Source organism: Clostridium sp. CAG:221 (assembly GCA_000435835.1).
Taxonomy (GTDB): domain Bacteria; phylum Bacillota; class Clostridia; order Clostridiales; family Clostridiaceae; genus Clostridium.
Map to the genome: position 1 here is coordinate 80,523 of FR883366.1, position 25,397 is coordinate 105,919.

Annotated in this window: 23 protein-coding genes and 1 tRNA gene; 22 read left to right on the forward strand and 2 right to left on the reverse strand. The window is 27.9% G+C overall.

From position 1 onward, the window contains the following. Window positions 1–91: 91 nt before the first annotated feature. The 5 genes from Q5O44_RS02025 (at window position 92) to Q5O44_RS02045 (ending at window position 5,899) form a co-directional block, all read left to right on the forward strand. The gene (locus Q5O44_RS02025; protein ID WP_022166718.1) at window positions 92–544 is read left to right on the forward strand and encodes an Rrf2 family transcriptional regulator; all 453 of its coding nucleotides are present in this window, start codon (window positions 92–94) and stop codon (window positions 542–544) included. After that, window positions 544–1,728, forward strand: coding sequence for a cysteine desulfurase NifS (nifS, locus tag Q5O44_RS02030; protein ID WP_022166719.1), 1,185 nt, complete (start codon window positions 544–546; stop codon window positions 1,726–1,728). The genes Q5O44_RS02025 and nifS overlap by 1 nt, the downstream gene beginning before the upstream one ends. A 2-nt stretch (window positions 1,729–1,730) precedes the next feature. After that, the gene (gene nifU / locus Q5O44_RS02035) at window positions 1,731–2,174 is read left to right on the forward strand and encodes a Fe-S cluster assembly scaffold protein NifU (RefSeq protein ID WP_022166720.1); all 444 of its coding nucleotides are present in this window, start codon (window positions 1,731–1,733) and stop codon (window positions 2,172–2,174) included. A gap of 18 nt (window positions 2,175–2,192) precedes the next feature. Next, window positions 2,193–3,275, forward strand: a complete 1,083-nt coding sequence (gene mnmA, locus Q5O44_RS02040) for a tRNA 2-thiouridine(34) synthase MnmA (protein WP_022166721.1) — start codon at window positions 2,193–2,195, stop codon at window positions 3,273–3,275. A gap of 116 nt (window positions 3,276–3,391) precedes the next feature. Next, window positions 3,392–5,899, forward strand: a complete 2,508-nt coding sequence (locus Q5O44_RS02045) for a DEAD/DEAH box helicase family protein (RefSeq protein WP_022166722.1) — start codon at window positions 3,392–3,394, stop codon at window positions 5,897–5,899. Window positions 5,900–5,954: 55 nt separating this feature from the next. Here Q5O44_RS02045 and Q5O44_RS02050 read toward each other — a convergent pair whose 3' ends face one another. Next, window positions 5,955–6,989, reverse strand: coding sequence for a sensor histidine kinase KdpD (locus tag Q5O44_RS02050; protein WP_302637141.1), 1,035 nt, complete (start codon window positions 6,987–6,989; stop codon window positions 5,955–5,957). 610 nt (window positions 6,990–7,599) lie between these two features. On the opposite strand from Q5O44_RS02050, the gene Q5O44_RS02055 reads away from it, so the two are divergent. From Q5O44_RS02055 to Q5O44_RS02075, 5 genes are all read left to right on the forward strand, one after another. Further along, window positions 7,600–7,836 carry a TIGR04540 family protein gene (locus Q5O44_RS02055; protein WP_022166724.1) on the forward strand — a complete coding sequence of 79 codons (237 nt, stop codon included), beginning with the start codon at window positions 7,600–7,602 and terminating at the stop codon, window positions 7,834–7,836. Window positions 7,837–7,981: 145 nt separating this feature from the next. Continuing rightward, window positions 7,982–8,422 (forward strand): hypothetical protein, encoded by a 441-nt coding sequence (locus Q5O44_RS02060; protein ID WP_022166725.1) that lies wholly within the window; start codon window positions 7,982–7,984, stop codon window positions 8,420–8,422. A 209-nt stretch (window positions 8,423–8,631) separates the two neighbouring features. Next, complete coding sequence (locus Q5O44_RS02065; protein WP_022166726.1) at window positions 8,632–8,826, forward strand: hypothetical protein; 195 nt, start codon at window positions 8,632–8,634, stop codon at window positions 8,824–8,826. 115 nt (window positions 8,827–8,941) lie between these two features. Then, window positions 8,942–9,610 (forward strand): C39 family peptidase, encoded by a 669-nt coding sequence (locus Q5O44_RS02070; protein WP_022166727.1) that lies wholly within the window; start codon window positions 8,942–8,944, stop codon window positions 9,608–9,610. A 129-nt stretch (window positions 9,611–9,739) separates the two neighbouring features. Continuing rightward, window positions 9,740–11,200 carry a nicotinate phosphoribosyltransferase gene (locus Q5O44_RS02075; RefSeq protein ID WP_291662714.1) on the forward strand — a complete coding sequence of 487 codons (1,461 nt, stop codon included), beginning with the start codon at window positions 9,740–9,742 and terminating at the stop codon, window positions 11,198–11,200. Between the two features lie 39 nt (window positions 11,201–11,239). On the opposite strand, the gene Q5O44_RS02080 is transcribed toward Q5O44_RS02075, so the two are convergent. Then, the gene (locus tag Q5O44_RS02080; protein ID WP_022166729.1) at window positions 11,240–11,767 is read right to left on the reverse strand and encodes a hypothetical protein; all 528 of its coding nucleotides are present in this window, start codon (window positions 11,765–11,767) and stop codon (window positions 11,240–11,242) included. Between the two features lie 127 nt (window positions 11,768–11,894). Between Q5O44_RS02080 and Q5O44_RS02085 the strand changes: the two genes are divergently transcribed. From Q5O44_RS02085 to fliB, 12 genes are all read left to right on the forward strand, one after another. After that, window positions 11,895–16,103, forward strand: coding sequence for a DUF445 family protein (locus Q5O44_RS02085; RefSeq protein WP_022166730.1), 4,209 nt, complete (start codon window positions 11,895–11,897; stop codon window positions 16,101–16,103). A 292-nt stretch (window positions 16,104–16,395) separates the two neighbouring features. Further along, window positions 16,396–17,733, forward strand: a complete 1,338-nt coding sequence (locus tag Q5O44_RS02090) for an MATE family efflux transporter (RefSeq protein ID WP_022166731.1) — start codon at window positions 16,396–16,398, stop codon at window positions 17,731–17,733. A 153-nt stretch (window positions 17,734–17,886) separates the two neighbouring features. Beyond that, window positions 17,887–18,060, forward strand: coding sequence for a hypothetical protein (locus Q5O44_RS02095; protein ID WP_291662721.1), 174 nt, complete (start codon window positions 17,887–17,889; stop codon window positions 18,058–18,060). A gap of 177 nt (window positions 18,061–18,237) precedes the next feature. Further along, window positions 18,238–18,933 (forward strand): MgtC/SapB family protein, encoded by a 696-nt coding sequence (locus Q5O44_RS02100; protein WP_022166733.1) that lies wholly within the window; start codon window positions 18,238–18,240, stop codon window positions 18,931–18,933. A 124-nt stretch (window positions 18,934–19,057) separates the two neighbouring features. After that, window positions 19,058–19,627, forward strand: a complete 570-nt coding sequence (locus tag Q5O44_RS02105; RefSeq protein WP_022166734.1) for a DUF6241 domain-containing protein — start codon at window positions 19,058–19,060, stop codon at window positions 19,625–19,627. A gap of 124 nt (window positions 19,628–19,751) precedes the next feature. Continuing rightward, entirely contained in the window at window positions 19,752–21,152 is a 1,401-nt protein-coding gene (amrA, locus tag Q5O44_RS02110; protein WP_022166735.1) for an AmmeMemoRadiSam system protein A, read from the forward strand. Further along, window positions 21,142–22,053 carry an AmmeMemoRadiSam system radical SAM enzyme gene (gene amrS, locus Q5O44_RS02115; protein ID WP_022166736.1) on the forward strand — a complete coding sequence of 304 codons (912 nt, stop codon included), beginning with the start codon at window positions 21,142–21,144 and terminating at the stop codon, window positions 22,051–22,053. Before amrA ends, amrS begins: the two co-directional genes overlap by 11 nt. A gap of 151 nt (window positions 22,054–22,204) precedes the next feature. Beyond that, window positions 22,205–22,486 carry a hypothetical protein gene (locus tag Q5O44_RS02120; RefSeq protein ID WP_022166737.1) on the forward strand — a complete coding sequence of 94 codons (282 nt, stop codon included), beginning with the start codon at window positions 22,205–22,207 and terminating at the stop codon, window positions 22,484–22,486. Between the two features lie 86 nt (window positions 22,487–22,572). Further along, window positions 22,573–22,647: transfer RNA gene (locus Q5O44_RS02125), tRNA-Cys, on the forward strand. Between the two features lie 123 nt (window positions 22,648–22,770). Next, on the forward strand, window positions 22,771–23,784 hold the full coding sequence (locus Q5O44_RS02130; protein WP_022166738.1) for a hypothetical protein: 1,014 nt from the start codon (window positions 22,771–22,773) through the stop codon (window positions 23,782–23,784). A gap of 20 nt (window positions 23,785–23,804) precedes the next feature. Next, complete coding sequence (locus tag Q5O44_RS02135; RefSeq protein ID WP_022166739.1) at window positions 23,805–23,981, forward strand: hypothetical protein; 177 nt, start codon at window positions 23,805–23,807, stop codon at window positions 23,979–23,981. A gap of 25 nt (window positions 23,982–24,006) precedes the next feature. Beyond that, window positions 24,007–25,164, forward strand: coding sequence for a flagellin lysine-N-methylase (gene fliB / locus Q5O44_RS02140; protein ID WP_022166740.1), 1,158 nt, complete (start codon window positions 24,007–24,009; stop codon window positions 25,162–25,164). Window positions 25,165–25,397 lie beyond the last annotated feature (233 nt).

The window sequence follows — 25,397 nt, forward strand, 5'->3', positions numbered from 1 at the left end:
TATCTTTGTTGACAAAAGCCGAGTATTTTGCTAAGATATAAACATCAAGTAAAACATAGTAAAACAGTCAGAAATAAAAAGGGGTGAAGAAATGAAACTTTCAACAAAAGGAAGATATGGAGTAAAGGCAATGGTGGATTTAGCAATTCACTATGGAGATGCACCCGTTTCTATTAAGACAATATCTAATAGACAAAGTATATCAGAGTATTATTTGGAACAATTATTTTCACCTTTAAGAAAAGCTAAACTTATTACTAGTATTAGAGGAGCTCAAGGTGGATATGTTTTAGCCAAAGAACCAAAGGAAATAAAAATCTCTGAAATTATGAATATTTTAGAAGGTCCTGTGGAAGTTGCAGATTGCATTGATAAGGCATCATGTGATAACATAGATTGTTGTGCCACAAGACTGTTATGGACAAAAATTAAGAACAGTATAGATGAAGTCATGGAATCAATAACTTTACAAGATATAGTAGATGACTATAATGAAATGAAATATAAAAATTCACTTTTAGAATTAAAGAGGAGAGAAGAATAATGAAAACAACTTACATGGATTATTCAGCTACAACATATGTAAAACCAGAAGTTCTAGATGCAATGATGCCTTTCTTTACAGAAAAGTTCGGTAACCCATCATCATTCTATGGAATATCAAGAGAAACAAAAATGGCAATAGATAATGCAAGAGCTCAAGTAGCTAAAGCAATAAACTGTGATCCAAATGAAGTATATTTCACTGGTGGTGGATCAGAAGCTGATAACTGGGCAATAAAAGGTATTGCAACAGCTCACATGAAAAAAGGAAATCATATAATAACAACTAAGATAGAACATCATGCAGTATTACATACTTGCGAATTCTTAGAAAAATTCGGCTTTGAAGTAACTTACTTAGATGTTAATGAAGAAGGATTCGTTGACTTAAAACAATTAGAAGAAGCAATAACAGATAAAACTATTTTAGTTTCAATAATGTTTGCTAATAACGAAATAGGAACAATTCAACCAATAAAAGAAATTGGAGCACTTTGTAGAGAAAAGAAAGTATTATTCCACACTGATGCTGTTCAAGCAGTAGGTTCAGTACCAGTAGATGTTAAAGAAATGAATATCGATTTATTATCTTTAGCAGGACATAAATTATATGGACCTAAGGGAATAGGTGCTTTATATATAAGAAGAGGTATAAGAATAGATAACTTAATCCACGGTGGTGGACAAGAAAGAGGAAGAAGAGCTGGTACAGAAAATATTCCAGGTGTAGTTGGTTTAGGAAAAGCTATTGAACTTGCAACTGAAAATATTGAAGAAAATAGAGCAAGATTAACTGTATTAAGAGATAAGTTAATTGATGGAATACTAGAAAGAATTCCATATGCTAGATTAAATGGACCAAGAGGAGATAAGAGATTACCAGGTAACTCTAACATAAGCTTTGAGTTTATAGAAGGAGAATCAATTCTTTTATCATTAGACTTTGAAGGAATTTGTGCATCAAGTGGTAGTGCTTGTACGTCAGGTTCATTAGATCCTTCACATGTACTATTAGCAATAGGATTACCACATGAAAAAGCACATGGTTCTTTAAGAACAACTTTAGGTGCTGCATCTACTGAAGAAGATGTGGAAAAATTATTAAATGAATTACCACCAATAATAGAAAGATTAAGAAATATGTCACCATTATGGTACGATTTTAAAAGAAAAGGAGAAAGATAATTATGATATATACAGATAAAGTAATGGACCATTTTAGAAACCCAAGAAATGTAGGAGAAATAGAAGACGCTAACGGAATTGGAGAAGTTGGAAACGCTAAATGCGGAGATATAATGAAAGTTTATTTAAAAGTTGAAGACAACATAATAAAGGATGTTAAATTCCAAACTTTTGGATGTGGATCAGCTATAGCATCATCTTCAATGGCTACAGAATTAATCAAAGGAAAGACATTAGAAGAAGCATGGGAATTATCAAATAAAGCAGTTGCAGAAGCATTAGATGGACTTCCACCAGTAAAAATGCACTGTTCAGTATTAGCAGAAGAAGCTATACACAAAGCAATCAACGATTACAGAAAAAATCAAGGATTAAGCTTAGAAGGTTGGGAATTTGAAGAAACTGATCACGATGAATTACACGATACAGTACACGGACACGAATAAAATTTAAGGTGTGATTAGATGGAAAATAAGAAAAAAGTAGTTATAGGTATGAGCGGCGGAGTTGATAGCTCCGTTGCTGCTTACCTTTTAAAGGAACAAGGTTATGATGTAATTGGTGTAACAATGCAAATATGGCAGGAAGACAAGGATTACACAGAAAGAGAAGGTGGATGTTGTTCACTTTCAGCAGTTGATGATGCAAGAAGAGTTGCTAATAAGATAGGAATACCTTTCTATGTAATGAATTTTAGAGATTCATTTAAAGAGAAGGTAATAGACTATTTTGTGCAAGAATACATAGATGGTAAGACCCCAAACCCATGTATAGCATGTAATAAGCATTTAAAGTTCGATGAGCTATTAAGAAAAGCAAGAGGAATTGGAGCTGATTATGTTGCTACAGGTCACTATGCTAAGATAGAAGAAAAGGATGGAAGATATCTTTTAATTCGTTCAGATGATGATAGAAAAGACCAAACATATGCATTATACAACTTTACTCAAGATCAATTAGCACATACTCTAATGCCATGTGGAGAATACACAAAGGATAGAATTAGAGAAATAGCTAAGGAAATTGGATTATCTGTATATAATAAAAAAGATAGTGAAGAAATATGTTTTATACCAGATAATGATCATGGAAGATATATTAAAGAAGCTAGACCTTTAGAGGTAGTTCCAGGAAACTTTGTAGATAAGAATGGTAATGTTTTAGGACAACATAAAGGGATAGTTTACTACACTATAGGTCAAAGAAAAGGTCTAGGAATAGCTCTTGGAAGACCTGTATTCGTTACAGATATCAATCCAATGACCAATGAAGTAGTTTTAGGACCTGAAACTGATATATTTAAGACAGATTTAGTTGCTAAAGATGTAAACTTTATTCCTTTTGATAAATTAGAAGGTGAAATTACTGTAGAAGCTAAAGTTAGATACTCAGGAAGACCAGCTGAGGCTGTTATATCACCAATGGAAAATGGTAGAGTTAAAGTTAGTTTCAAGGAAAAACAAAGAGCAATAACTAAAGGACAGTCAGTAGTGTTCTATCAAGGAAACATGGTTGTTGGTGGTGGAATAATCGAAGGACTTATTTAGTTAATGATGAATTAGTACCATTTAAGAGGAAACTCAATGATTTGAGTTTCTTTTTTTTTATCTATTTGATAGAATTTATTTATCGAAAAAAATAACAAGAGATGAGTAAATAAACTATGAAAGAATTATTAGAGCAATTAAAAAAATTAGTTATACATAAAGACTATAGAAAAATAAAAAAACTTTTAGAAGAAGCTGATAAATATATAAAAGGTAAGCTTTTTGAAGAGTTTTTAGCCATGCTTTTTGAAGGAAATGGATTTATAGCTACCATAAAAGGGGGAGCTTTTGATGGAGGAGCAGATATACTTTTATCTTATCCTGATAATCCTAATAAGATAGTATGGATTGTACAGGCTAAGAATTATATTAATCCATTAAATAATAGTGATATAATTGCCGAATTGAAAAAGTTTGAAGAAAAAGCCAGTGAGGAATATAAATGCAGGCAATTTATGATTATATCATTAAATGGCTATATAGAAAGTATAAGAATTTTTAATAAGACAAATATGTCTTTAGAAAATTTTAAATTTGTACAAGTGTTAATAGACAATTATAGTGAAGAGCAAAATAGAGACATAGTTTTGCCAGACTTAAAGCCCCATAATAGATATACATACAAAGAAGTAAAAGCTATCTTAGAAAGTGAAAAGAGAGTTGCTGTTTCCAATGCAACAGGTACAGGGAAAAGTTTTATTATATTGCAAATGCTATTTGATTATTTAGGTAGAAAATCTATTCTTATAGCACCTAGTAAAGAAATTATAACTCAGCTTAAAAATATAGCTCCGTGGTGTGTTAAAAGTTGCAAGTTTTATACCTATAGCAAGCTAGCAGCTATGGAGAGAAGTGGTAAATTAAATGATATAAATGTAGATTTAATATTATTAGATGAATTACATAGAGCTGGAGCTGAAACTTGGGGTAAGGCAGTGAAGAAAATCATTGAGACAAATAAGGAAGCAGCAATCATAGGTTTTTCAGCTACTCCTATAAGATTTTTAGATAATAATAGAGATATGGTAGAAGAACTTTTAGAAGGAAATTGTGCTACGCCACTTAGTCTTTCTGATGCCATTGTAAGAAAAGTATTACCTAATCCTGTTTATGTTTCAGCAATTTATAATCTTGACAAAGAAATAAAGAAGCGTATGGATCAAATGGAGGAACAAATCCTTACTAAAGAAGATAAAAAAAGATACATGAAAGAACTTGAAGATTATAAGAAGATATGGCAAAAGGAAAATAATATTTCAGATATAATAAGAAAGCATCTCACTTATGGGGCTAATATTAAGTTTATTGTATTTTGTGAAAATAATGTCCATTTAACAAAAATGATACCAATGGTAAAGGAATGGTTTAAAAAAGCATTTCCTACTTGTAACAAAATTAAGAGTTATATCATAACATCTCAAAGTAATAACATAAATAGAGAAATAAATGATTTTCAACAAGATAATAATAAAGATGAAATAAAACTATTATTTGCTATAAGTAAATTAAACGAAGGTCTTCACTTAAAAAATATCAGTGGCATAATGATGCTTAGAAATACTAGATCGCCAGTGGTTTACTATCAGCAGTTAGGGAGATGCCTCACTAGTGAAAATGTGGATAATCACCCAATAATATTTGATTTTGTAGATAATATTGATAATTTGGAGTTGATTAATTTTAAACATGATTTAATGAAAAGTGTGGAAGAAAATAATAAATATAGAGTTTCTTTAGGATTATGTGAAGAGAGAATTAATTTTGCCTTATATGAAGAACATGAAGATGTAATAAGCAAATTTAGAAATATTGAAAAAAAGATTACTTATAACTGGTATGATAACTTTAATAATTTAGTAAAATTCTATGAAGTAAATGGACATGTTGAAGTGCCTAAGGATAAAACAAATGAGAGACTTTATAAGTGGTGTACTTTACAAAGAAGTTTATATAATAAACAAGTTCTTAATGAGGAATTTGTTCAATGTTTGGAAGCTATAGATTTTAAATGGGATTTGAGGCTAGAGAGATGGAAGGATAACTTAAAGGCTTATCATAATATATTAGAGACCCAATATCATAGTAAAATATTATATTATGATATTATTAATGAGAACTATTATTTACCTATTTATCAATTTGAAGGACTATCTTTAGAAGAAGAAAAAATAATCAAGTGGTTTTATAGGCAGATAAACATATTTAAGAAGAATGAAATGGAAGAAAATAAAAAGAAGATTTTTATCAGTGAGTTACGTAATATTGAAAAGTATGAAGAGAATCAATGGCTTAAATCAATATGGAAGATAAAGAGTTTTTATAATTTTATGCTGACAGAATATAATATTGATTGCAATAAATTTAAAATTGCTCCTAAAAAGGATGAATTAAAAGAGCAAATTTGTTCAGTATTTAATAATAAGAGTATTATTGAAAATACAATAGATAAAAATTTACCTAAATCATCAGTAAAGAGTATAGTTAATTTAAAAGAAAAAGAAGAAATGTATTTTGTTGCATCATTTATTGAAGAAAATATGTATTTAGAGAGTATGGAAGGTTATATAGACCATTTAAACTATATTTATTATAAGAAATTATTGGAAATTTTAAATGATATATAACCATAAAGTGGAATTTATTCCTAAAAAAGCTTTGACCAAAATCAAAGCTTTTTTGCTATTTTTTAATATCTGAAAATTCAAAGTCAATTCTTTCACTTTTAGATGTTTCGAAATTATTGTTAATTGTATTATCTGTTCTTTTATTAGGTAGAGTAAAAGTAAAAGTACTACCTTCATTAACCTTACTACTTACGGTGATTGTTCCTTCGTGAAGTTCTATTAAAGATTTCACAAGAGCCAATCCAATACCACTTCCGTGTTTATTCATTGATTGTCCTTCCACCTGAGTAAAGCGATTGAAAATTGAATCTAACATGTTTTCAGGAATTCCTATGCCGTTATCTTTTACTGAAATGTAAATATATTCATTAGTTGTGCTAATGGTAACTAATATATTACCACCTTTAGGTGTAAATTTAATGGCATTGGATAAAAGATTTAAAATGACTCTTTCCATTAAATCAGGATCGAAAGTAATTATTTTTTCTTCACAATCAGTATCGAAGGTAAGGGATAATCCATTATCTTTTACATATGAAACAGCTGATAAGCTGATATTTTCAACAACTTTAACAATATCTTCATTTACTAAATTAATCTTAAAGCAACAGGTTTCTAGTTTACTTATATCAATTAGGTTTTCAATAAGTTTAGTTAAGGTATTTGTATTATGCTTAATTATATTTAAATATTTTATGTAGTTAGTATTATTAATATTTTTTTTTTCAATCATAAGCTTAAGCATTTGCTGTGCTGAGTAAATTATATTTAAAGGTGTTTTCAATTCGTGAGAAAAATTAGTAAAATATAGACTTTTACTGCTTTCTAATTCTTCAAGCCTTTTATTAGTTCTCAGTAACTCTAAATTTCTTTTATAATTATTAAAAAAATGAAGGTATAGATTATATGAGATAACTAATGAAAATAATAATCCTATAGTACAGCTTATAAAGGCTGATATTTTTATATTAAGTGGCATAGAATTATTATAAAAAATAAATAAAATAGTAATTAAATAGGATATTCCAAAGGTTGGTATGCTTGTAGCAGGAGGAATATAGAATATGGCACAAGCAATAAATATAATCATAATATATGCTGATATTTCAGAATAATTATTAGGATTATATAGTCCTATTAAAGTAGTGGCACATATTATTAAATTGATAAAAGTCCAATAAATAATGCGATTATAAATAAATTTTAAATTATTATATAATAGTTTATAATAAATACACCACAATACACAAATTATACATAAAAAAATATGAAGAAAGAATATTGTTTTTTTATGTAAGTAATTGCTTTTAAATCTATTATAAAATAAAACGCTAAAACAAGATAAAAAAAGCATCAAAGGAAAAAGTAAAGTAATACAAATATTTGTTCTAGAAGTATTAATTCCTATTCTATAATTTTCAAATTCTTTAAAATCATTTGAAGATGAAAAAAATTTTTTTCTATCAAAAATCTGATAATATAAGTTTTTTAACATTTTACAACCTCATTTTATAAATATATACATATAATACCAAAAAAATATTTATTAATCAATAAAACTGAAACTAATAAGTTGATTAACAATATAAGTTATATATGTTTAAACAAGTAAAAGTCAATATTTTTCATTGCATTAACTTAAAATTTAAAGTAAAATCATTATGTTTAATAAATTTTACTTTATGTTTAAGGAGAAAAGCATGAGAGCAGTATATAGAAATCCAAAAGAATTAGCTTCAAAAATAAAAGATTTAGTGGATACTTATTTAGAAGATATGATAACTGAAGAGAAATTTGAAGAAACTATCATAGCTATGATAGAAAGAAATGAAGATAGAGTATATAAAAATGGTTTTATGCCATCTAAGCTAATCAGTGTTATAGGTGAAGAAAGAAAAGCTGTAATAGATAAAGTTTATGAAAAAATGAATAAATAATATTTTTAAAGAACAGAGTAACATCTGTTCTTTTTTTATAAAATTTTAACTATTAATTAATATTATATAAAATATAAAAATAGTTACAAAATATATAAACAAAATTTCTTTCCTGCATAAATATATGTTATAAGGGGGATTTATTATGGGGCAGGAAAAGAAAATAAAAGACTTTAAATTTTTATATTTAAAAAATGACTATTTTAAAATAGGTATAAGAGAAGAAAGATTGAGAAATGACATTTTGTTAATAAAGTTTGATGATGATACCACAATCTGTAGAATGTATATGAACAATACCCATGCATATGTTCAGTTCCCTTATAATAAGACAATGTTAAATGAAATAAGGTGCAATACATGGACACTAGACAATATAGGACGTGGTAGTGGTATCTTTCTTAAAAGTCAAAGAGATGGCAAAAGTTTTAGAGAAGTATTGAAATGGTATGATGTGAATAACAAAGGATATGATTATACAATTCATGATTCAAGAAAAGATACGATATCAAAAGAAGAATATGAAAAAAAGAGAAAGCTATATATTCGAAAGCATCCATTATCCAATACTAGTTATGCAGTATAAAATAAATAGAAATCATAGTTAATATGATTTCTATTTATATAATATAAAGCAAAGGATGAATAAAATTATGCACGTATGAATAAAATTATGCACAAATGAATAATTTTATTCATAAAACTGAAAATTAAAACAAAAAAGGGATTTTAAGTAAAATAATATATAATAATTTTGTGAGAAAAAACTATAAAATGATTATGGGGTGAAGGGTAATGATATTTAAAAAAGACAGTGGAAAAAATTATATTTTTAGCAAGGATGTATATTTAGGTAGTGACGAAAGAGTGGAAAAACTTACAGAAAGTCAAATTGAAGAATTTGATGGAATGAATGTGAAAGTAGCACATAGCTATCTTGGATATATCAATGATGCAAGAATATCATCAAGCTGGTGTAAAGAGGCATAATGCCTACTTTACATAAGAATATTTTCTATTTATTAAAAATATCTTAAGAGTATATTTATTCTTTCATGGCTGTGCTAGAATATATTAAACAAAAGAAAAGAATTAGGTGAGAAAGATGAGTAGAAAAAGAAATAAGTTGAAATTAAAATTAAAAATATGTTCAGTAATGATGGTATTTTCATTTGTAGGATTGGCTTTTATGATGAAACAAAGAAATACATATTTGGGAGTTAAAGTTTATTATAACCAAGAAGATTCAAAGTGGGCTGAAATACCTTATGATACTGAAGAAAGTACAATTGGGACATCGGGATGTGGGGTAATAGCTATGGCCATGGTGCTTTCAACCTTAAAAGATAGGACCATAGATCCAGTAGAACTTGCTAATTACTCTATTGAAAATGGATACTGTGAAGGATACACCAAAAGACAATTTTTTAGTGATATAATTAATGAAGAAAAATACAAGCTTGGGCTTACAAGAGTTAGTGGAGAAGAAACAGAAGTTTTAAAGGAATTGCTAAGTGATGGAAAGCACATGGCTATTGCCATAATGAAACCAGGTCACTTTACAAAAGAAGGTCATTATATAGTTATATATGGCGTAGAAGAAATTGATGGGGAGAATTATTTTAAAATAATGGACCCTAATATGGATAATGAGAACTATGGAAATGATGGACAAGTATTATATAATCATAAGAAAAATGGAAAAGTAAAAGCAAGTGAATTTATATTTAAAAATGAATGTGATGAATATTGGATATATAGCAAAGTTTACTAAAATGTTAGAAAAATAAATTTACTCAGACATTGACTAGTTATGTAAATAATAATAATATGTTAATATAAATAAAAGTTAGCCATATTATCTGCTGATGGAGGTGAATTCCCTTTTATATAAGGAAAAAGGATGAAGAGTATGGATTTAAAAAACGAAAGAAATTTAAGTATGTTAGTGGATTTCTACGAACTAACAATGTCTAATGGATATTATGAAAACGGATATGCTGATTCAGTGGTATACTGTGATATGTTCTTTAGAAAAAATCCTGATGGAGCAAGTTTTTCAATTACAGCAGGCTTGCAGCAGTTTATAGAGTATATTAAGAACTTAAGCTTTTCAGAGGATGATATTGAATATTTAAGAGGAAAAAAGATATTTAATGAAGAGTTTTTAAAATATTTAGGAGATTTCAAGTTTAGCGGAGATATTTATGCAATTCCAGAAGGAACTGTAGTATTTCCTAATGAACCAATTGTTACAGTAAGAGCAAAGGTAATGGAAGCTCAGTTTATTGAAACAATGCTATTATTATCAATAAATCATCAAAGTCTTATAGCTACTAAAGCTAATAGAGTTGTTACAGCAGCTAATGGCAGAGTGGTAATGGATCTTGGAGCAAGAAGAGGTCAAGGTGCAGATGCAGCCATATTAGGTGCCAGAGCAGCTATAATCGGAGGCGTTTATGCAACAGCAACTACTATAACAGGAAAAGACTTTGGTGTAGATATAGTAGGGACAATGGCTCACTCATGGGTTCAATTCTTTGGAGATGAATATAAGGCATTTGAAGCTTATGCAAAAACTTATCCAGATAACTGTATGCTTCTTGTTGATACATACAGCGTTCTTAAGTCAGGAATTCCTAATGCCATAAGAATAGCTAAAGAAGTATTAGAACCAATGGGAAAAAGATTAAAAGGAATTAGACTTGATAGTGGAGATTTATCATATTTATCAAAGAAAGCAAGAAAAATGCTTGATGAAAATGGATTAAGAGATTGTAAGATAATTGCTTCCAATAGCTTAGATGAATTTATTATAAGAGATCTTGTAAGTCAAGATGCTAAGATTGATATTTATGGAGTTGGTGAAAGACTTATTACAGCTAAATCAGAACCAGTATTTGGTGGAGTTTATAAGCTGATGGCTGTGGAAGAAAATGGTGAAATAGTACCTAGAATTAAACTTTCAGAAAATGTAGAAAAGGTAACTAATCCTGGATACAAGCAAGTATGGAGATTATTTGATAGAGAAAGCAATAAAGCAATTGCAGATGTTATTACTTTAGCTCATGAAGTAATAGATGATAGCAAAGAATATGAAATATTTGATCCAGTTCATACTTGGAAGAAGAAGCTTGTAACTAATTTCTATGCTAAAAAGCTTCAAGTTCCTGTATTTTTAAATGGGGAATGTGTTTATGAAAGTCCAGCTGTATTAGACATTAAAGCTCATTGTAGAGAAAGTGTAAATAGTTTATGGGATGAACAAAAGAGATTTACTAATCCACAGGAGTATTATGTAGATTTATCACCTGATCTTTGGAATTTAAAAAATGAGATGATTAATAAATATAGCGAAAAATAATAAATAAAAAAAGACAGTAAATAGAATGAAAAAATCAATCTATTTATTGTCTTTTTTATTATAGATAACTAATCTGCTATAGTTTTCTATATACTCTGAAATTGCTTTATTTATAACATCATCTTTATTTAATTCAGGATGATTTTTTAAAAAAGTATTTAAGGTATCCATTACAGAATCTTTCAAAACTATTCTATCCTGAAGTGAAAAAGTTTCTTGTAATGCGTTACCATTATTTTGATGATTTTGTTTGTGATTTTGTAAATCATAATTAATGTTTCTAACAATTGTTTCTAATTCAAATATTCTCATTTCTAAGGCATATAATCTATCAGTTGGAGCAGAAGTTTCAGGGATGCAAGTTTTTGTAGATTTGGATACTTCCTTATATTTTAAAAAGTTTTTTCCATTGAAAGTGTAATTATATTTTTCCATAAGAGACTTAATAGAATTTTTCTTTATGCCTAAAAGAGTACTGATTTCATTTAAGCTATTTTTCTTGCTTAATTCTAAAATACAATTTACTTTGTTAATTTCGCTTAAACCATTAAATTTAATTTTATCCATAACTCACCTCATAAAATAAAGTATATGAATATTATACCATAAAATGGAAAACGATTAATAATTTTGTGGATAAATTTTCTTTGTAGTATAATATAGTAATTAACAGTAATAAAAGGAGAGAAAAACATTGATAAACCCATTATTTTTAATACTTCAAAGTATTTCAGGGGGAGTGGCAGGATATATTACTAATAAGTATGCTGTAAATATGCTTTTTAAGGAATACACACCATTAAAGCTAGGAGGAGTAGTTAAGAAAAATAAAGAAAAATTTATAGATGAAATAAGTACTTTAGTGGAAAAAGATATTATTAATGGAAAGACATTAAAGGAGCATATACATGGAGAAGAATTTAAGAAGCAGTTAGACATAACTGTAGAAGAGTTTTGGAATAGCGGTCTTAAAGAAGTATTTAATGATGTGAAAATAAAAGATATTTCATCATTTGAAGAAAGCAAAGAAAGTATCTTAGAATTTACAGAAGTTAAAATGAAACTTGTATCAGATAAGCTATTAAAAAATATAGTAGACAATGTAAAAATTACAGAAATTTTATCAGCAAAGCATATATCTTATATAACAGATATTGTTTATGAAGAAGCTTTTAAATACATAAAGTCAGAGCATAAGATTTCTGTTTTATTAACAGATATTTATCATCAAAATAATAGTTTGATAATAAAAGATATCATTGATGAAGCTACGGAAAGAAAGATAAAAGCCAATATAGAAGAATTTATAATCAATTCATTAGAAAAGATATTAACTGATAAAGAAAAATTATCAAATATGATGGGAAAGATATATGATGTCATTAATATAGATGAAATAATAAATAATTTATTTAAGTCAATAGGATCTAATACATTAAATGATTATTTTTCTGCAGAAGAAAAAAAAGAAATATCTTCAGCTTTATTTGCAAAAGGATCTGCACTTATAAATTCAGATAAGGGTGCTCATAGCGTAAATACTATTTTAAGTCAGTTAATAAAAATAGCAAAAGATCTAGATTTTACATTGTATGAGTTATTGCCAGAAGAATCATCCATTAATCTTTCAAAGTTTATTGAAGAAATGACCATCAAAGCTATACCAAGCATATCAGAGTGGATTAGATTTAATAAAAATGAAGTTAATAAGATAATTGAAGACTCTATAGATGAATCCATTGAAGGCATGAATGGAAGTATCAAAAGGATAATAGTACAAAAAGTTAGAGATAGTCTTTTTAGTGATATATCAGAAAAAGCCAGTGTGGTAGATAAAATTATTTCTTATATAGATTCATATGAAATTAATGAAGAATCAGTAAAGAAGATATCAGAAGGTATAATAACTTATTTAGAGAGTAATAAGGTAAAAGATATAATAGTTAAGCTTGAAGAAGCAAATATCATAAGTTCAGATAAAATAACTGCATTAAGTAAACTGATTATTGAAAAGATTAATATACATGGTGAAAAAATATTAAACCTATTAGTTGAATCAATATTTTCTAAAAAAATAAGTTCTTTCATTACAGAAGAAAGTGTTAATTTATTAAAAAGAAATGTGAAAGAAGAGCTTTTCTTATTGATTTATAAAGAAAGAAAAGAAATATTAAGCTACTTACAGCCAAGAGTTATTAATAGTATTAATAATAAAATTGAGGAAGTAATTCATACTCCAATGGAAAAGCTTCTGCCAGAAGAGAAATTTACTAAGTTTTTAAAGAATGTAGATAGCTCATTATTACAGCTGCTACAGAATAATAAAAGAGAAATACTAGAGCCTATTAATACAAGAATAATAAGTAAGGTAGCTGAAATAGATTTAATTAAGGTGCTAGATAATGAAAAAGACAAATTAGAAAATTTCATGGTAAAACTTGTGGTAAATCTTGAAAAAGAAATCATAAGTAAATATTCTGAAAATACTTTAGATGAATTTATAGATTATATATGCAATAAAGAAAAATTAATAGAAACTTCAAAGGATAAGTTATATAAGTATATAGATAACAATATTGAAGAAATGCTTAATGGCAATATAAAGAATATTATCTATGATAATTTGATAAAGTTTAATGAAGAGGAAATATGTGATCTTGCTCAAGCATTTATGGGAAATGAACTTAAGCCATTATCAGTATTTGGAGGTATTTTAGGGCTTATTGTTGGATGTATTTATGGGTTATTTTATGGAAATGCTTCTATAAGTGGATTTTCAAGTAGTATAGGTTCTACAGTGATATCTTGTATTATTATGGCTATGATAGGCGTAGGCACCAATGTTATAGCTTTAAAAATGTTATTTTATCCATATAAGAGAAATAAGTTCTTAGCTAAAATACCATTCTTAAGGAAATTTTCTTTGGGATATATTCCAGCACATAAGGATACCATGGCAAGAGGTATAGGTTATGTTATTGATGAAGAACTGTTAAATGGTGAAAGAGTAAAAATGCTATTAAGTTCTAAAAAAGATATGTTTAAGGGATATCTTATCAGCAGTATATCTGAAAGTAACTATAAAGTAATAATGGATTCAATAAAAGAAAAGAAAGAAACCATAGTAGACTTTTTATATAATGGAATGAAAAAAAATATAGAAAATAATAAAGCGAAGATAGCAGAAAGAGCAGTGGAAGGTATAGGAAATGTAAGTGTTGAAAAAATTGTAAAGCCAAGAACTATATCTAAAATCATCCTTGATACTAGAAAGCTATCATTAATTTTTGCAGAGAAAACAGCAGATTATCTTGAAGATAAAATAAAAACTGATAAAAAGTGTAAAGAGTTTATGAAAGAAGAGCAGTTTATTAAAATAAGAACAGATGTGAATAGTAGCTTAAAGGACGTTTTACTAAATAAGAGTAAAGACATATTAAATGAAGAAAATATTAAAAAGATAATCCTTAAAGGTGAGGATAAATATCAAACTATCATTAATAAGCCTTTATGTGAAATTATCTCTAAAGAAAAAAGTGAAAATTTAAGAAAATATATTAAAGATAAATCAATGTTATGGATATTTAATGAAAGTGAAAGCTATTTTGAAAATGAAATTTCAGGGTTTTTACAAAAAGAAATTGATGGTGATAATACCATTGGCAATGTATTTGGTGGAAAGCTAGCAGCATATATTGATAGTAATATACCTAAGTTAAGTAGATATGTTATTAGCAAAGGGGAAAACTATTTAAAAGCCAATAGAAATAATTTTAGTGAAAAGGTAAGAAACCAAATCAAATCAGGACTTAATTTCCTTGAAAGAGGAGCATATATGATGTTTGGTGGGGATGATATTGTTGACAGATGTGTAGATACAATAATAGATATTAAAGTGCCTATATTTTTAGATAATAAATATTTAGAAATTACGTCAATAGTTCAAAATACATTATCATATTCTGTTTATCCTACACCAATAAAGAGTTTACAGCTTAAAGCAAAAGAAATTAATTGTAGTAAAGTACTAGATAGTATATATATAAGCCTTAATAAATCTCAGTATGTAAAAGAAAATATTGAAGATGTTATTGATGAGGCTATTAACATAATATTAAATGAAAATCTTAAGGAGTTTCTATCTTTCACAGATTTGACTTCATTAAAAGATATCTGTCATAAATTTAGTAACCAGTTAAAGCTTGTTATAGAGGTCAGTAGAGATAATTTAGTAAATAATATAGATGAAATAATTAAGTGCACAGATAAGATAATAGATGAAGAATTTATACAGCATATACAAGAAACAGCTATAAATAAAGTAATGCTAGCAGTAAAAAGAGAAGATATAGTAAGGTGTACTAAAGGAATATTGAATATAGTTGTTAATAATGAGCAGTTTGCAATAACCCTTGAAAAAATAGCAAATGAATTTTATGAAGAGGTAGTTAGAAAAGCATCATTAAATGATTTTATTGATAAAGAATATTCTATAGAGTGTATGAAAGCTTATATTGAAACTGCATTTAATAATAAAAGCTTCAATGATACTAATAGAGAAATAATCAATGTAATTTATGAAGAGATAATTAATGACGGTGTGAACTTTATTAAAGAGGATACAAAGGATGATGTCATCTGTAGAGTTATTGAAGCTGTATTAAATGTTACATTTAACAATACTAGTGAACTTTTAAAAGCTGTAAATTTAAAGCAGGTCACTATGGAACAAATAGCAATAATGGAGCCAAAGGAAATACACATTATGTTTAATGGTTTTGCCGGAGATTTCTTTAAAAAATTATATTTATATGGAAGTTTTGGTGCTATCTTTGGAATCAATTTATGGCTTTCAATTGCCTGGGGAATAATAGAAGAGATTAATAATAAAAGGACAGCTTAAAATATTACTATGGAACATTTTCTTTTTTTAGAAGATGTTCCTTTTTTATCTAAAATTATATTGACAATATTTAAGGTAAAGAGTATATTATAAATGTAAATAATAGTAAAAAGTTTATTTGCTTTTTATACAGGGAGTCGATTTTATTCACTATTCTTGGGGAAACTGTGTTTATAATCCGTAGATGTAACAAAGTATGTAGCTTTGCGTATCTGCGGATTTATTTTATTTTGCAATGTAGAAAAATGTGTTATTATATATGCTGGTGAAAAAATAAAAAGGAGATGAATCAATGACAAACGATATGACAACAGGCAATCCAGTGAAACTGATATTGCTATTTTCAATTCCGCTTTTAATAGGAAATATATTTCAGCAGTTTTATAGTATGGTTGATACAATTATTGTTGGAAGATTTGTAGGAGTTGAAGCATTAGCAGCAGTAGGAACAACAAGTTCCATGGTGTTTTTAGTAAATGGATTTGTAATGGGGCTTACAAGCGGATTTGCAGTACTTATTTCTCAAAAGTATGGTGCTAAAGATGAAGCAGGAGTAAAGAAAGCTGTTGCAAGTTCAATTACTTTATCAATAATAGCCACTATAATTGTGACTTTCATAAGCGTAATTTCAGCAAAGCCTCTTTTAGCTCTTATGAACACTCCTTCTAATATAATGAAGGATGCGTCAACATACATAATTATTTTATATGCTGGAAATGTAGCTATTATATTCTATAATATGATGGCTGCCATATTAAGAGCTTTAGGCGATAGCAAAACGCCTTTATATTTTCTTATAGTATCTTCAGTACTTAACATAATTTTAGATTTAGTACTTATTATAAACTTCAAAATGGGAGTTGCAGGAGCGGCTTATGCAACAGTAATATCTCAAGGGGTTTCAGCGCTTTTATGTGTAATTTATACTTATAAGAAATATAAAATATTAAGACTTAAAAAAGAAGATTTTAAAGTTAAGAAAAAGTATTATAGAAAACATTTAAAAGTTGGTATACCTATGGCACTTCAATTTTCCATAACAGCCATAGGAATAATGACTGTACAAAGTGCTATAAATATATTTGGATCTACAGTAATTGCATCTTATGCAGCTGCTTCAAAAGTATTACAGTTAGTTATGCAACCAGCTACTACTTTAGGTGTAACAATGGCAACATATTGTGGACAAAATATAGGAGCAAAAAGATATGACCGTATTAAATTAGGAGTTAAGAAGTGCGTACAAATTTCTATAATTACAAGCTTGATTTCTGCCATGGTACTTATTTTCTTAGGAAAATATTTTGTAATGATTTTTGTTAGCAATCCAGATGCAGAAATATTATCTTATGCACAGCAAGTTTTAAATATTTCAGCAATTTTCTTCATTCCATTAGGGTTAATATTTGTTTATAGAAATGCACTTCAAGGAATAGGAGATTCATTTATTCCAATGATGGCTGGAGTTTATGAACTTGTTGCTAGAGCTGTAGTAGCTTTTACCTTACCTAAAGTTTTAGAATTTATGGGAATATGTCTTGCAGATCCTGTTGCTTGGTTTGCAGCAGTAATACCATTAGCTTATACTTATTATAAAAGAGAAAAAAGTTTTAAGTATGAAAGTGAATAAAATTTCTAAAAAAGTTAGTGGGAAATATTTACAATGGTTATTTGCCATAGTATAATATTAATATAGATAAGACAAAGGAGTCACAAAAGATGTTTTGTGACTCCTTTTTGTCTATAAAAACTTAACCATATATGTGTGAAAAGGGAGGGATGCTTGGCGATGATAATATCAAATGATATAGAGTCTTTTATTAAGACTAAGGGAAAGGAGGAATGCTCAAACCTTAATATTGTCCGTGAAGAAGCAATAGTTTATTGGCACCATAGTGATATGAATAACTATGAAGCAGCCCAGAGGGAGATGATCCAATTATCTAATCTACTGTAAGGGAGATGATAATTAAATTTATATAAATATTGTTAATGTTTAATACTTGAAAATAATTAAAATCATAGATAGAAAAAGGAGTAGAACAAAATCTACTCCTTTTGATTTATACTATAAATAATCTCTCCAGATAATAAGAGTACAAAGTTAAGGTCTTAAGAAAAAGGGGGAAGGAAGATGTTAAAAGAAATTATAGGAAGCGTAAATATAAAGGTTATTTTAGAAATTATTTTTAAGACTTTACTTTGCATAGTTCTTGTAGGAGCAATTGGTTATAATCGTGAAAAGAAAGGTATGGTTGTAGGAATAAGAACCCATGTGCTTGTAGGGATGGTTGGTCTTTTAATTCAAATTACATCCCTAGAATATTATCGCATTAATGGAGGAAATAATGATCTATTTAGATTGGCAGGACAATATATATCAGGCATAGGTTTTCTTGGTGCAGGTACTATCCTTAAGGATAAAAGAAGTGTAAAAGGATTAACTACTGCAGCATCAATATGCCTTGCAGCTTGTATAGGATTAGCTGTAGGATCAGGGGTATATTTAGGGGCTGTTATAATAACTATAGCATCCTATATTTTCTTAACAGATATCTTTAGATTAAAAAAAATAAAGTCAATAAAAAGAAACTCTCATGTTTTTATTGAACTTGATTTAACAGGTGATACAGTAGTGTCCATGGAAAAGGTAAGAGATGGCTTAAAAATTGCTGGAGTTTGCATAATATCAATAGAGACAAAAAAGGTATCTATTGATAAAGCAAAAATAATCTTAAAGCTTAATGTAGATGATGAAGTAGATATTAATGATATTTTATCAGAACTTACTTATATAGATGAAGTTACTAAAGTTGAAGTTATTGGATAAATAATTTTCAGGGGCCAAAATACCTGCATTTTATGCAGGTATTTTTATATTAACCACATTGAAGGTTTTGGTAAAATAATGTATAATATACCATAAAATAACAAGTAAGGAGATAAAGTATATTATGTGGGGAAAAAGAAATGGTAATAATGGAACATATGATAATGAAGATAAACCTTATAAAAGACTGAAGGCTACAGCTATAGTACTTGCTATTTTGGCTGTTGTCTTAGGAGTTAGCTTTGCCATTGAATTAACTTTAGGTGGAAGTTCTTCAAGTAAAAATGTAGCTGTCAGTAAAGAAAATGAAAGTTCTATAGAGTCTTCACCTAAAGAAACTTCATCACAACTTCAGCAGGTATCTAGTAGTGAAGTAGAAGTGGATAATGGGTATAATATAGAAGATTTATATTATGAAGTCCATTTAAGAGCTAACACAATAATTATTGCTGAAAATGATGAAATATGGGAAGAGATAGAAATAGATAAAGGCTTTTTAAATGAAACAGTACCATTATTAAAGGGTAAGGATGATTATTTATATAAAGAGTTATTAAAGTGGGATGATTTAGATTTTAGCAATGCTGTAGAAGTACATAATTATGTATGGGAAAAGCTTGGTGGAACAGTAGGTAAAGCAATTGCTATAAATGAAGATGCAGTACAAGCTTTAAAAGAAAGATTATCACAGTAATCATTAAAAACAGATAAATAAAAAAATAAGCCATAGCAAAAATTTTTGCTATGGCTTGTTTTTATCATAAAAAATCGTTACTTATATATACTATAAATAAGCAAAAATAAGAAGGTGATATAAAATGTTAGGATATTTTTTAATGCCACATCCACCAATTATAGTCCATGAAGTAGGAAAGGGAAAAGAAGTAGAAGTAAATAATACGGTAAAAGCATGTGATGAAGCTGCAAGAAGGATTGCTTCTTTAAAACCAGATACTTTAATATTAATAACTCCTCATGGTGCTATGTTTAGAGATGCAATGGCAATGGTTACAGAAAGGAGTATTTCAGGAAACCTTGCTCAATTTAATGCTGCAAATGTTAAATTTAATTATCATATTAACTTAGATCTTACCAGAAAAATAATTAAATATGCTGATGAGGAAAATTTAAATGTAGCAGCTTTAAATAAAGAAAATGCATATGTTTATGGCGTTGATTTAGAGTTGGATCACGGTGCCATGGTTCCTTTATATTTTATTGAAAAGTATGGCAAATATAAATTAGTTCATATTACTTATGGATTATTATCTCCATTAGAGCTTGCTAAGTTTGGTACTGTAATCAATAGAGCAGTAGAAGATAGTAAGGAAAGAGCAGTATTGGTAGCTTCAGGCGATTTATCTCATAGGCTTACTAAGGATGGTCCTTATCCTTATACACCTTTAGGTGCAGAGTTTGATAGAGAACTTATCAGTATTTTACAAAGTGGAAAATTAGAAGGCTTATTTAATATGGATAAGGTTCTTGTTAATGAAAGTGGACAATGTGGATTAAGATCTTTATACGTACTGGCAGGAGCAATTAATTCCAATGAAGCAAAAGCTGAGTTATTAAGTTATGAAGGACCTTTAGGTGTTGGCTATGGAATAATGGAGTTTAAGGGAAAAGAAACAAATTTATATGATAAATTATTGCAAAAAAGTGAAATGGAAAATCAACGAAGAATGAAGGAAGGAAATCCATATACCATTTTAGCCAGAAAAAATTTAAATAGCTATTTTGATAGGGGAACCTTGTTAACAATAGATGATGTTAAGGATGAGGAATTATTAAATGATAAAAAAGGTGTGTTTGTATCTTTGAAAATCAATGGAGAATTAAGGGGCTGTATTGGAACAATAGCACCAGTAACAGATACCATAGCTGAAGAAATAATAAGAAATTCATTAAGTGCTGCCATTAATGATCCAAGATTTTCGCCATTAACACAAGAAGAACTTAAGGAAATTGATATTTCAGTTGATTTATTACATGAACCAGAAAAGACTACATTTGAAGAACTTAATCCTAAGGAATATGGAGTAATTGTTTCTTCTGGCTCTAAAAGAGGACTACTTTTACCTAAACTGGAAGGAATAGATACAAGTGAACAGCAAGTAGCTATAGCCATGGAAAAAGGTAATATAAGGCCAAGTGATAATTATGTTTTAGAAAGATTCAAAGTAGAAAGATTTAAGGAATGTGAAGATGATGAATAAGGAAGCGATGTTTTATGAAGAAAAAGATGGATTAATAAATTGTTATCTTTGTCCCCATAGATGTAAAAAAATAAGTGAAGGACATAAAGGTGTATGTGGAGTAAGAGAAGTTAAGAAAGATGAAGAAGGGGCAATAAAGTTATATAGTATAAATTATGGTGAAATAACTTCTCTTTCCATGGATCCAATAGAAAAGAAGCCATTATATGAATTTTATCCAGGAACCATGATACTTTCAATAGGATCTTTTGGTTGTAATTTCAAATGTTCATTTTGTCAAAACTATTCAATTTCTCAATATAGAGCTGAAAGTAAGTATATACCACCAGAAGAAATGTCAGAGATATCTATGGAAATAGAAAATAATATTGGTTTAGCCTTCACTTATAATGAACCATCCATATGGTATGAATATGTTTATGATGTAGCTAGAAAGATTAAAGAAAGAAATAAAGAGCACAAGGTAGTATTAGTTACCAATGGCTATATTTGTAATGAGCCTTTAAAGAAGTTATTGCCTTATGTTGATGCATTAAATATAGATTTAAAAGGCGGAAAAGAGTATTATAAGAAGTTATGCTTTGGAGAACTAGAAGCAGTGAAAGAAACCATTAAAATAGCTTATGAAATGGGAAAGCATATTGAAGTTACCACATTGCTTATACCATGTGAAAATACTGATGATGAAACATTAATGGAAATAGCAACTTTTTTAAGTTCATTAAATAAAGATATCCCTTTACATCTTTCCAGGTACTTTCCAAGATATAAAATGAATCTTCAACCAACACCAATAGATGAAATTAAAAAAAGCTACCATATATTAAAGAAGTATTTAAATCATATTTACTTAGGAAATTTGACAGCAGAAGAAATTGAATACTGTATAAATGGGGAATAAGCTGTTTTATTAAGTTTATACCCATTTATTATGCATATAAAAAGTAAAAGTGAATAAATATTTATTAGAAATATGTTATATTAATTTAAAAAGGTATACAATATAAACATACTCATAATATTTATGGTATATCATAGGGAGTGTATGTTTTATGAAAGATATTAAAGGAATAATTTATAAAATAATATTAATCCTAGTAGCATGTAGTACAATTATAAATTTTATGTACTGTGAAAGAATCATTTCATGGGGATTTGTCTTATTAGGATTTATAATGATAATGATATGCAGCATTACTTTAAATTCAATTTCTATCAAAGAGAGAAAAGAGGAGCTTCCTCCAATGAAGAAAAGTCCTTTATTAATTTTATTAACTGCAGTTATATGTATAGCATGGGTTATATCATTTTGCATGACTTTTTCATCAAAGTAATTAAATGAAGGAAATTTATAAAATATAGCAAAAAAATTGTTTACAAAAGCCTAACTATCTAATATAATACTATTGAAGAAGAAAATGGCGCTATAGCCAAGTGGTAAGGCAGAGGTCTGCAAAACCTTTATTCCCCAGTTCAAATCTGGGTGGCGCCTCCAATAAAGCAGTTGTACTTTAGAGTATAACTGCTTTTTTATAAAGAAATTTAAATACAACTAGCATTTATAACTAATATGTTTATAATGAAGTAATATAATATTTAAATCAGAGGATGAAATTATATGAGTGAAAGAATTACAATGGATATTTGGCAAGAACTATATGATAATGCTGTGGCGGTAAAAACAGAAGAGCCTTGGAAAAGTCTATGCAATTTAGATATTATAGCAATAAAACTTAAAGAAATGGAAGAACCAATCTTTTGTGTAGTACAAGGTTATGGGGATTTATGTTACGGGGTAAATGCATATGTAGGTTATAGAGGATTTAAGGATTTTCTTTTTATAATTGAAAGTGAAAGATATGGTATGCCACCAGAATATGCTATGTTTGAACAAAATAGTATTAGCATGTTCTTAGGAGATAGAAATGAATTAACAGAAGGCGAAAGAAAAATAATTAGGGAAGTAGGACATAAATTTAGAGGTAAAAACCAATGGATATATTTTGAATCATATAAAAAGGGATATGTTCCAGATAAAATAAATAAAGAAGAAGCTATTTTACTTTCTAAAGTACTAAAAGAACTGGTAATAATTTTACGTGATTTTAAGGAAGGAAAAATAAAGGTAAACTTTGACCAAGGTGAAATGCTATTACGTAAATTTGATGAGGATGGTAATTATATTAATACCAAAGCAAAACTTCCATTTTATGAAAATGAATATTACTTATTAGTTATAAATGATGAAGTTTTAAAGCAAAGAATGAAAAAGCAACCACAAGTAGATATTTCGTTAGAAATGGATATGGTATATTTAAATACTGCAATAAATGATGAAAAAAGTCATAGAAAGATTAATGCTAAAATTGCTTTAATTATGGAACATAATAATGGAATGGTATTAGGGCAACAGTTAATGAATCCTCATGATGATGAAGAAAATATACTTTTAAATATGTTTATAGGTTTTATAATGCAAAATGGTAGACCTAAGGAAGTAGTAGTGAGAAATCCATTTATCGGGAGTATTTTATATGATATTTGCCAAGAATGTGATATTATATTGATTAATGATGAGCCACTAGATGCAACAAATGAATTTGTATATGGTATGGCAAGATTTAAAATATAAGAAGAAAAGGAGAAATAAAAATGAGTGAAAATAACAATGTAAGATTAGGATTAATTGAATTATATAAGAATAAGGTAAGATTTTTGAATTTTACTGATGTGGAAATTAATGAAAAACATGAAAGTAAATTCTTATCAGATGAAGAGTATGAAATATTAATAAACTTCTATAATGAATATAAAAGTGAAAATAAATAATTAAATTATAAACGAGGAATAAGAAATGAAAATTAGAGTCCCAGAATACTTTAAGGATTTTAAATGTATAGCATCAAAATGTGAAGATACATGCTGTGCAGGCTGGGGAATAGTAATAGATGATGCTACATATGATCGTTATAAAAATGTGCAAGGAGAATTTGGGGATAGATTAAGAAGTGAAATAGTTCATGAAGCAGGAGAAAATATATTTGTCCTTAAAGGTAATAATTGTCCATTTTTAAATGAAGAAAAGACTTGTGACATATATATAAACATTGGTGAGGAGAACCTTTGTTATACATGTCAGCAATATCCTAGATACACAGAAGAATTTGGTTCTTTAAGAGAAGTAGGAATATCACTTTCATGTCCAGAAGCAGCAAGAATAATGCTTAATAATTCAAAAAAAGTAGAGTTTGAATTAAGTGAAAATAATGAAGTTGTAAGTTCATATAATGATATAAATGCACAGCTTTTTATAGAATTACTTCAAAGTAGAAAGATAGTAATGGATATAATCCAGGATAGAACTATTGATTTAAGAAAAAGAGCTGTTGTGGCACTTTTATTTGTTGATGAAATTCAAGAAAAAATAGATGAAAGTGAAATTAAGGAAATAAAATCTGTAAGAGAGAAATATCTAGATAAAGGATTTTTAGAAGAACTTATAAATGAATTGGAAGAGTATAGAGATAATGAAGGTTCAAAGTATGATGATATGCATGAGTATTTCAAAGTCTTTAAAGATTTAAAACATATAACTCCAGATGATCCTTTAGGTCTTAACGATGCCTTAAGATATTTTTGGCAAACTGATGAAGATGAAGAATTATACATAATAAAGCATAGGCAGTTTGAAGAATATTACAAGGATAAGTTATATAAATTTGAAAACATATTAGTTTACTTTGTATTTAGATATTTTATGAAAGCTGTATTTGATTATGACATATTAGCAAAAATAAAGACTGCTCTTGTAAGTTATATGATCATAAGAGAGCTGGCTGTGGTGAGATATATAGAAAATAATGAGTTCACTGATGAAGACATGGTAGATATAGCTCATACATATTCTAAAGACATTGAACATTTAGAAGAAAATATAGAAGCCTTATCAGAACTTTTTGAAACAAATGATGTATTTGACATAGAGGAAATGGTAATAGCTCTAATGAATTAGAATATAGTTAAGTACTTGCTTTTTGCAAGTACTTATTTTTAGGAGAAAACATTTTTCATATAAAAATATTAATAGAAGATTATCATTTAAACACTTGCAGCTTGTAGGTGTTTTTTTGATTAGAAAAATAATATATAAATTTAAATATATGTAAGAAAAAAAATAAATGATGTATTGACATGTTATGGAAGTGAATGTATACTAATAATATAGTAAATGAAAATGATTATCAA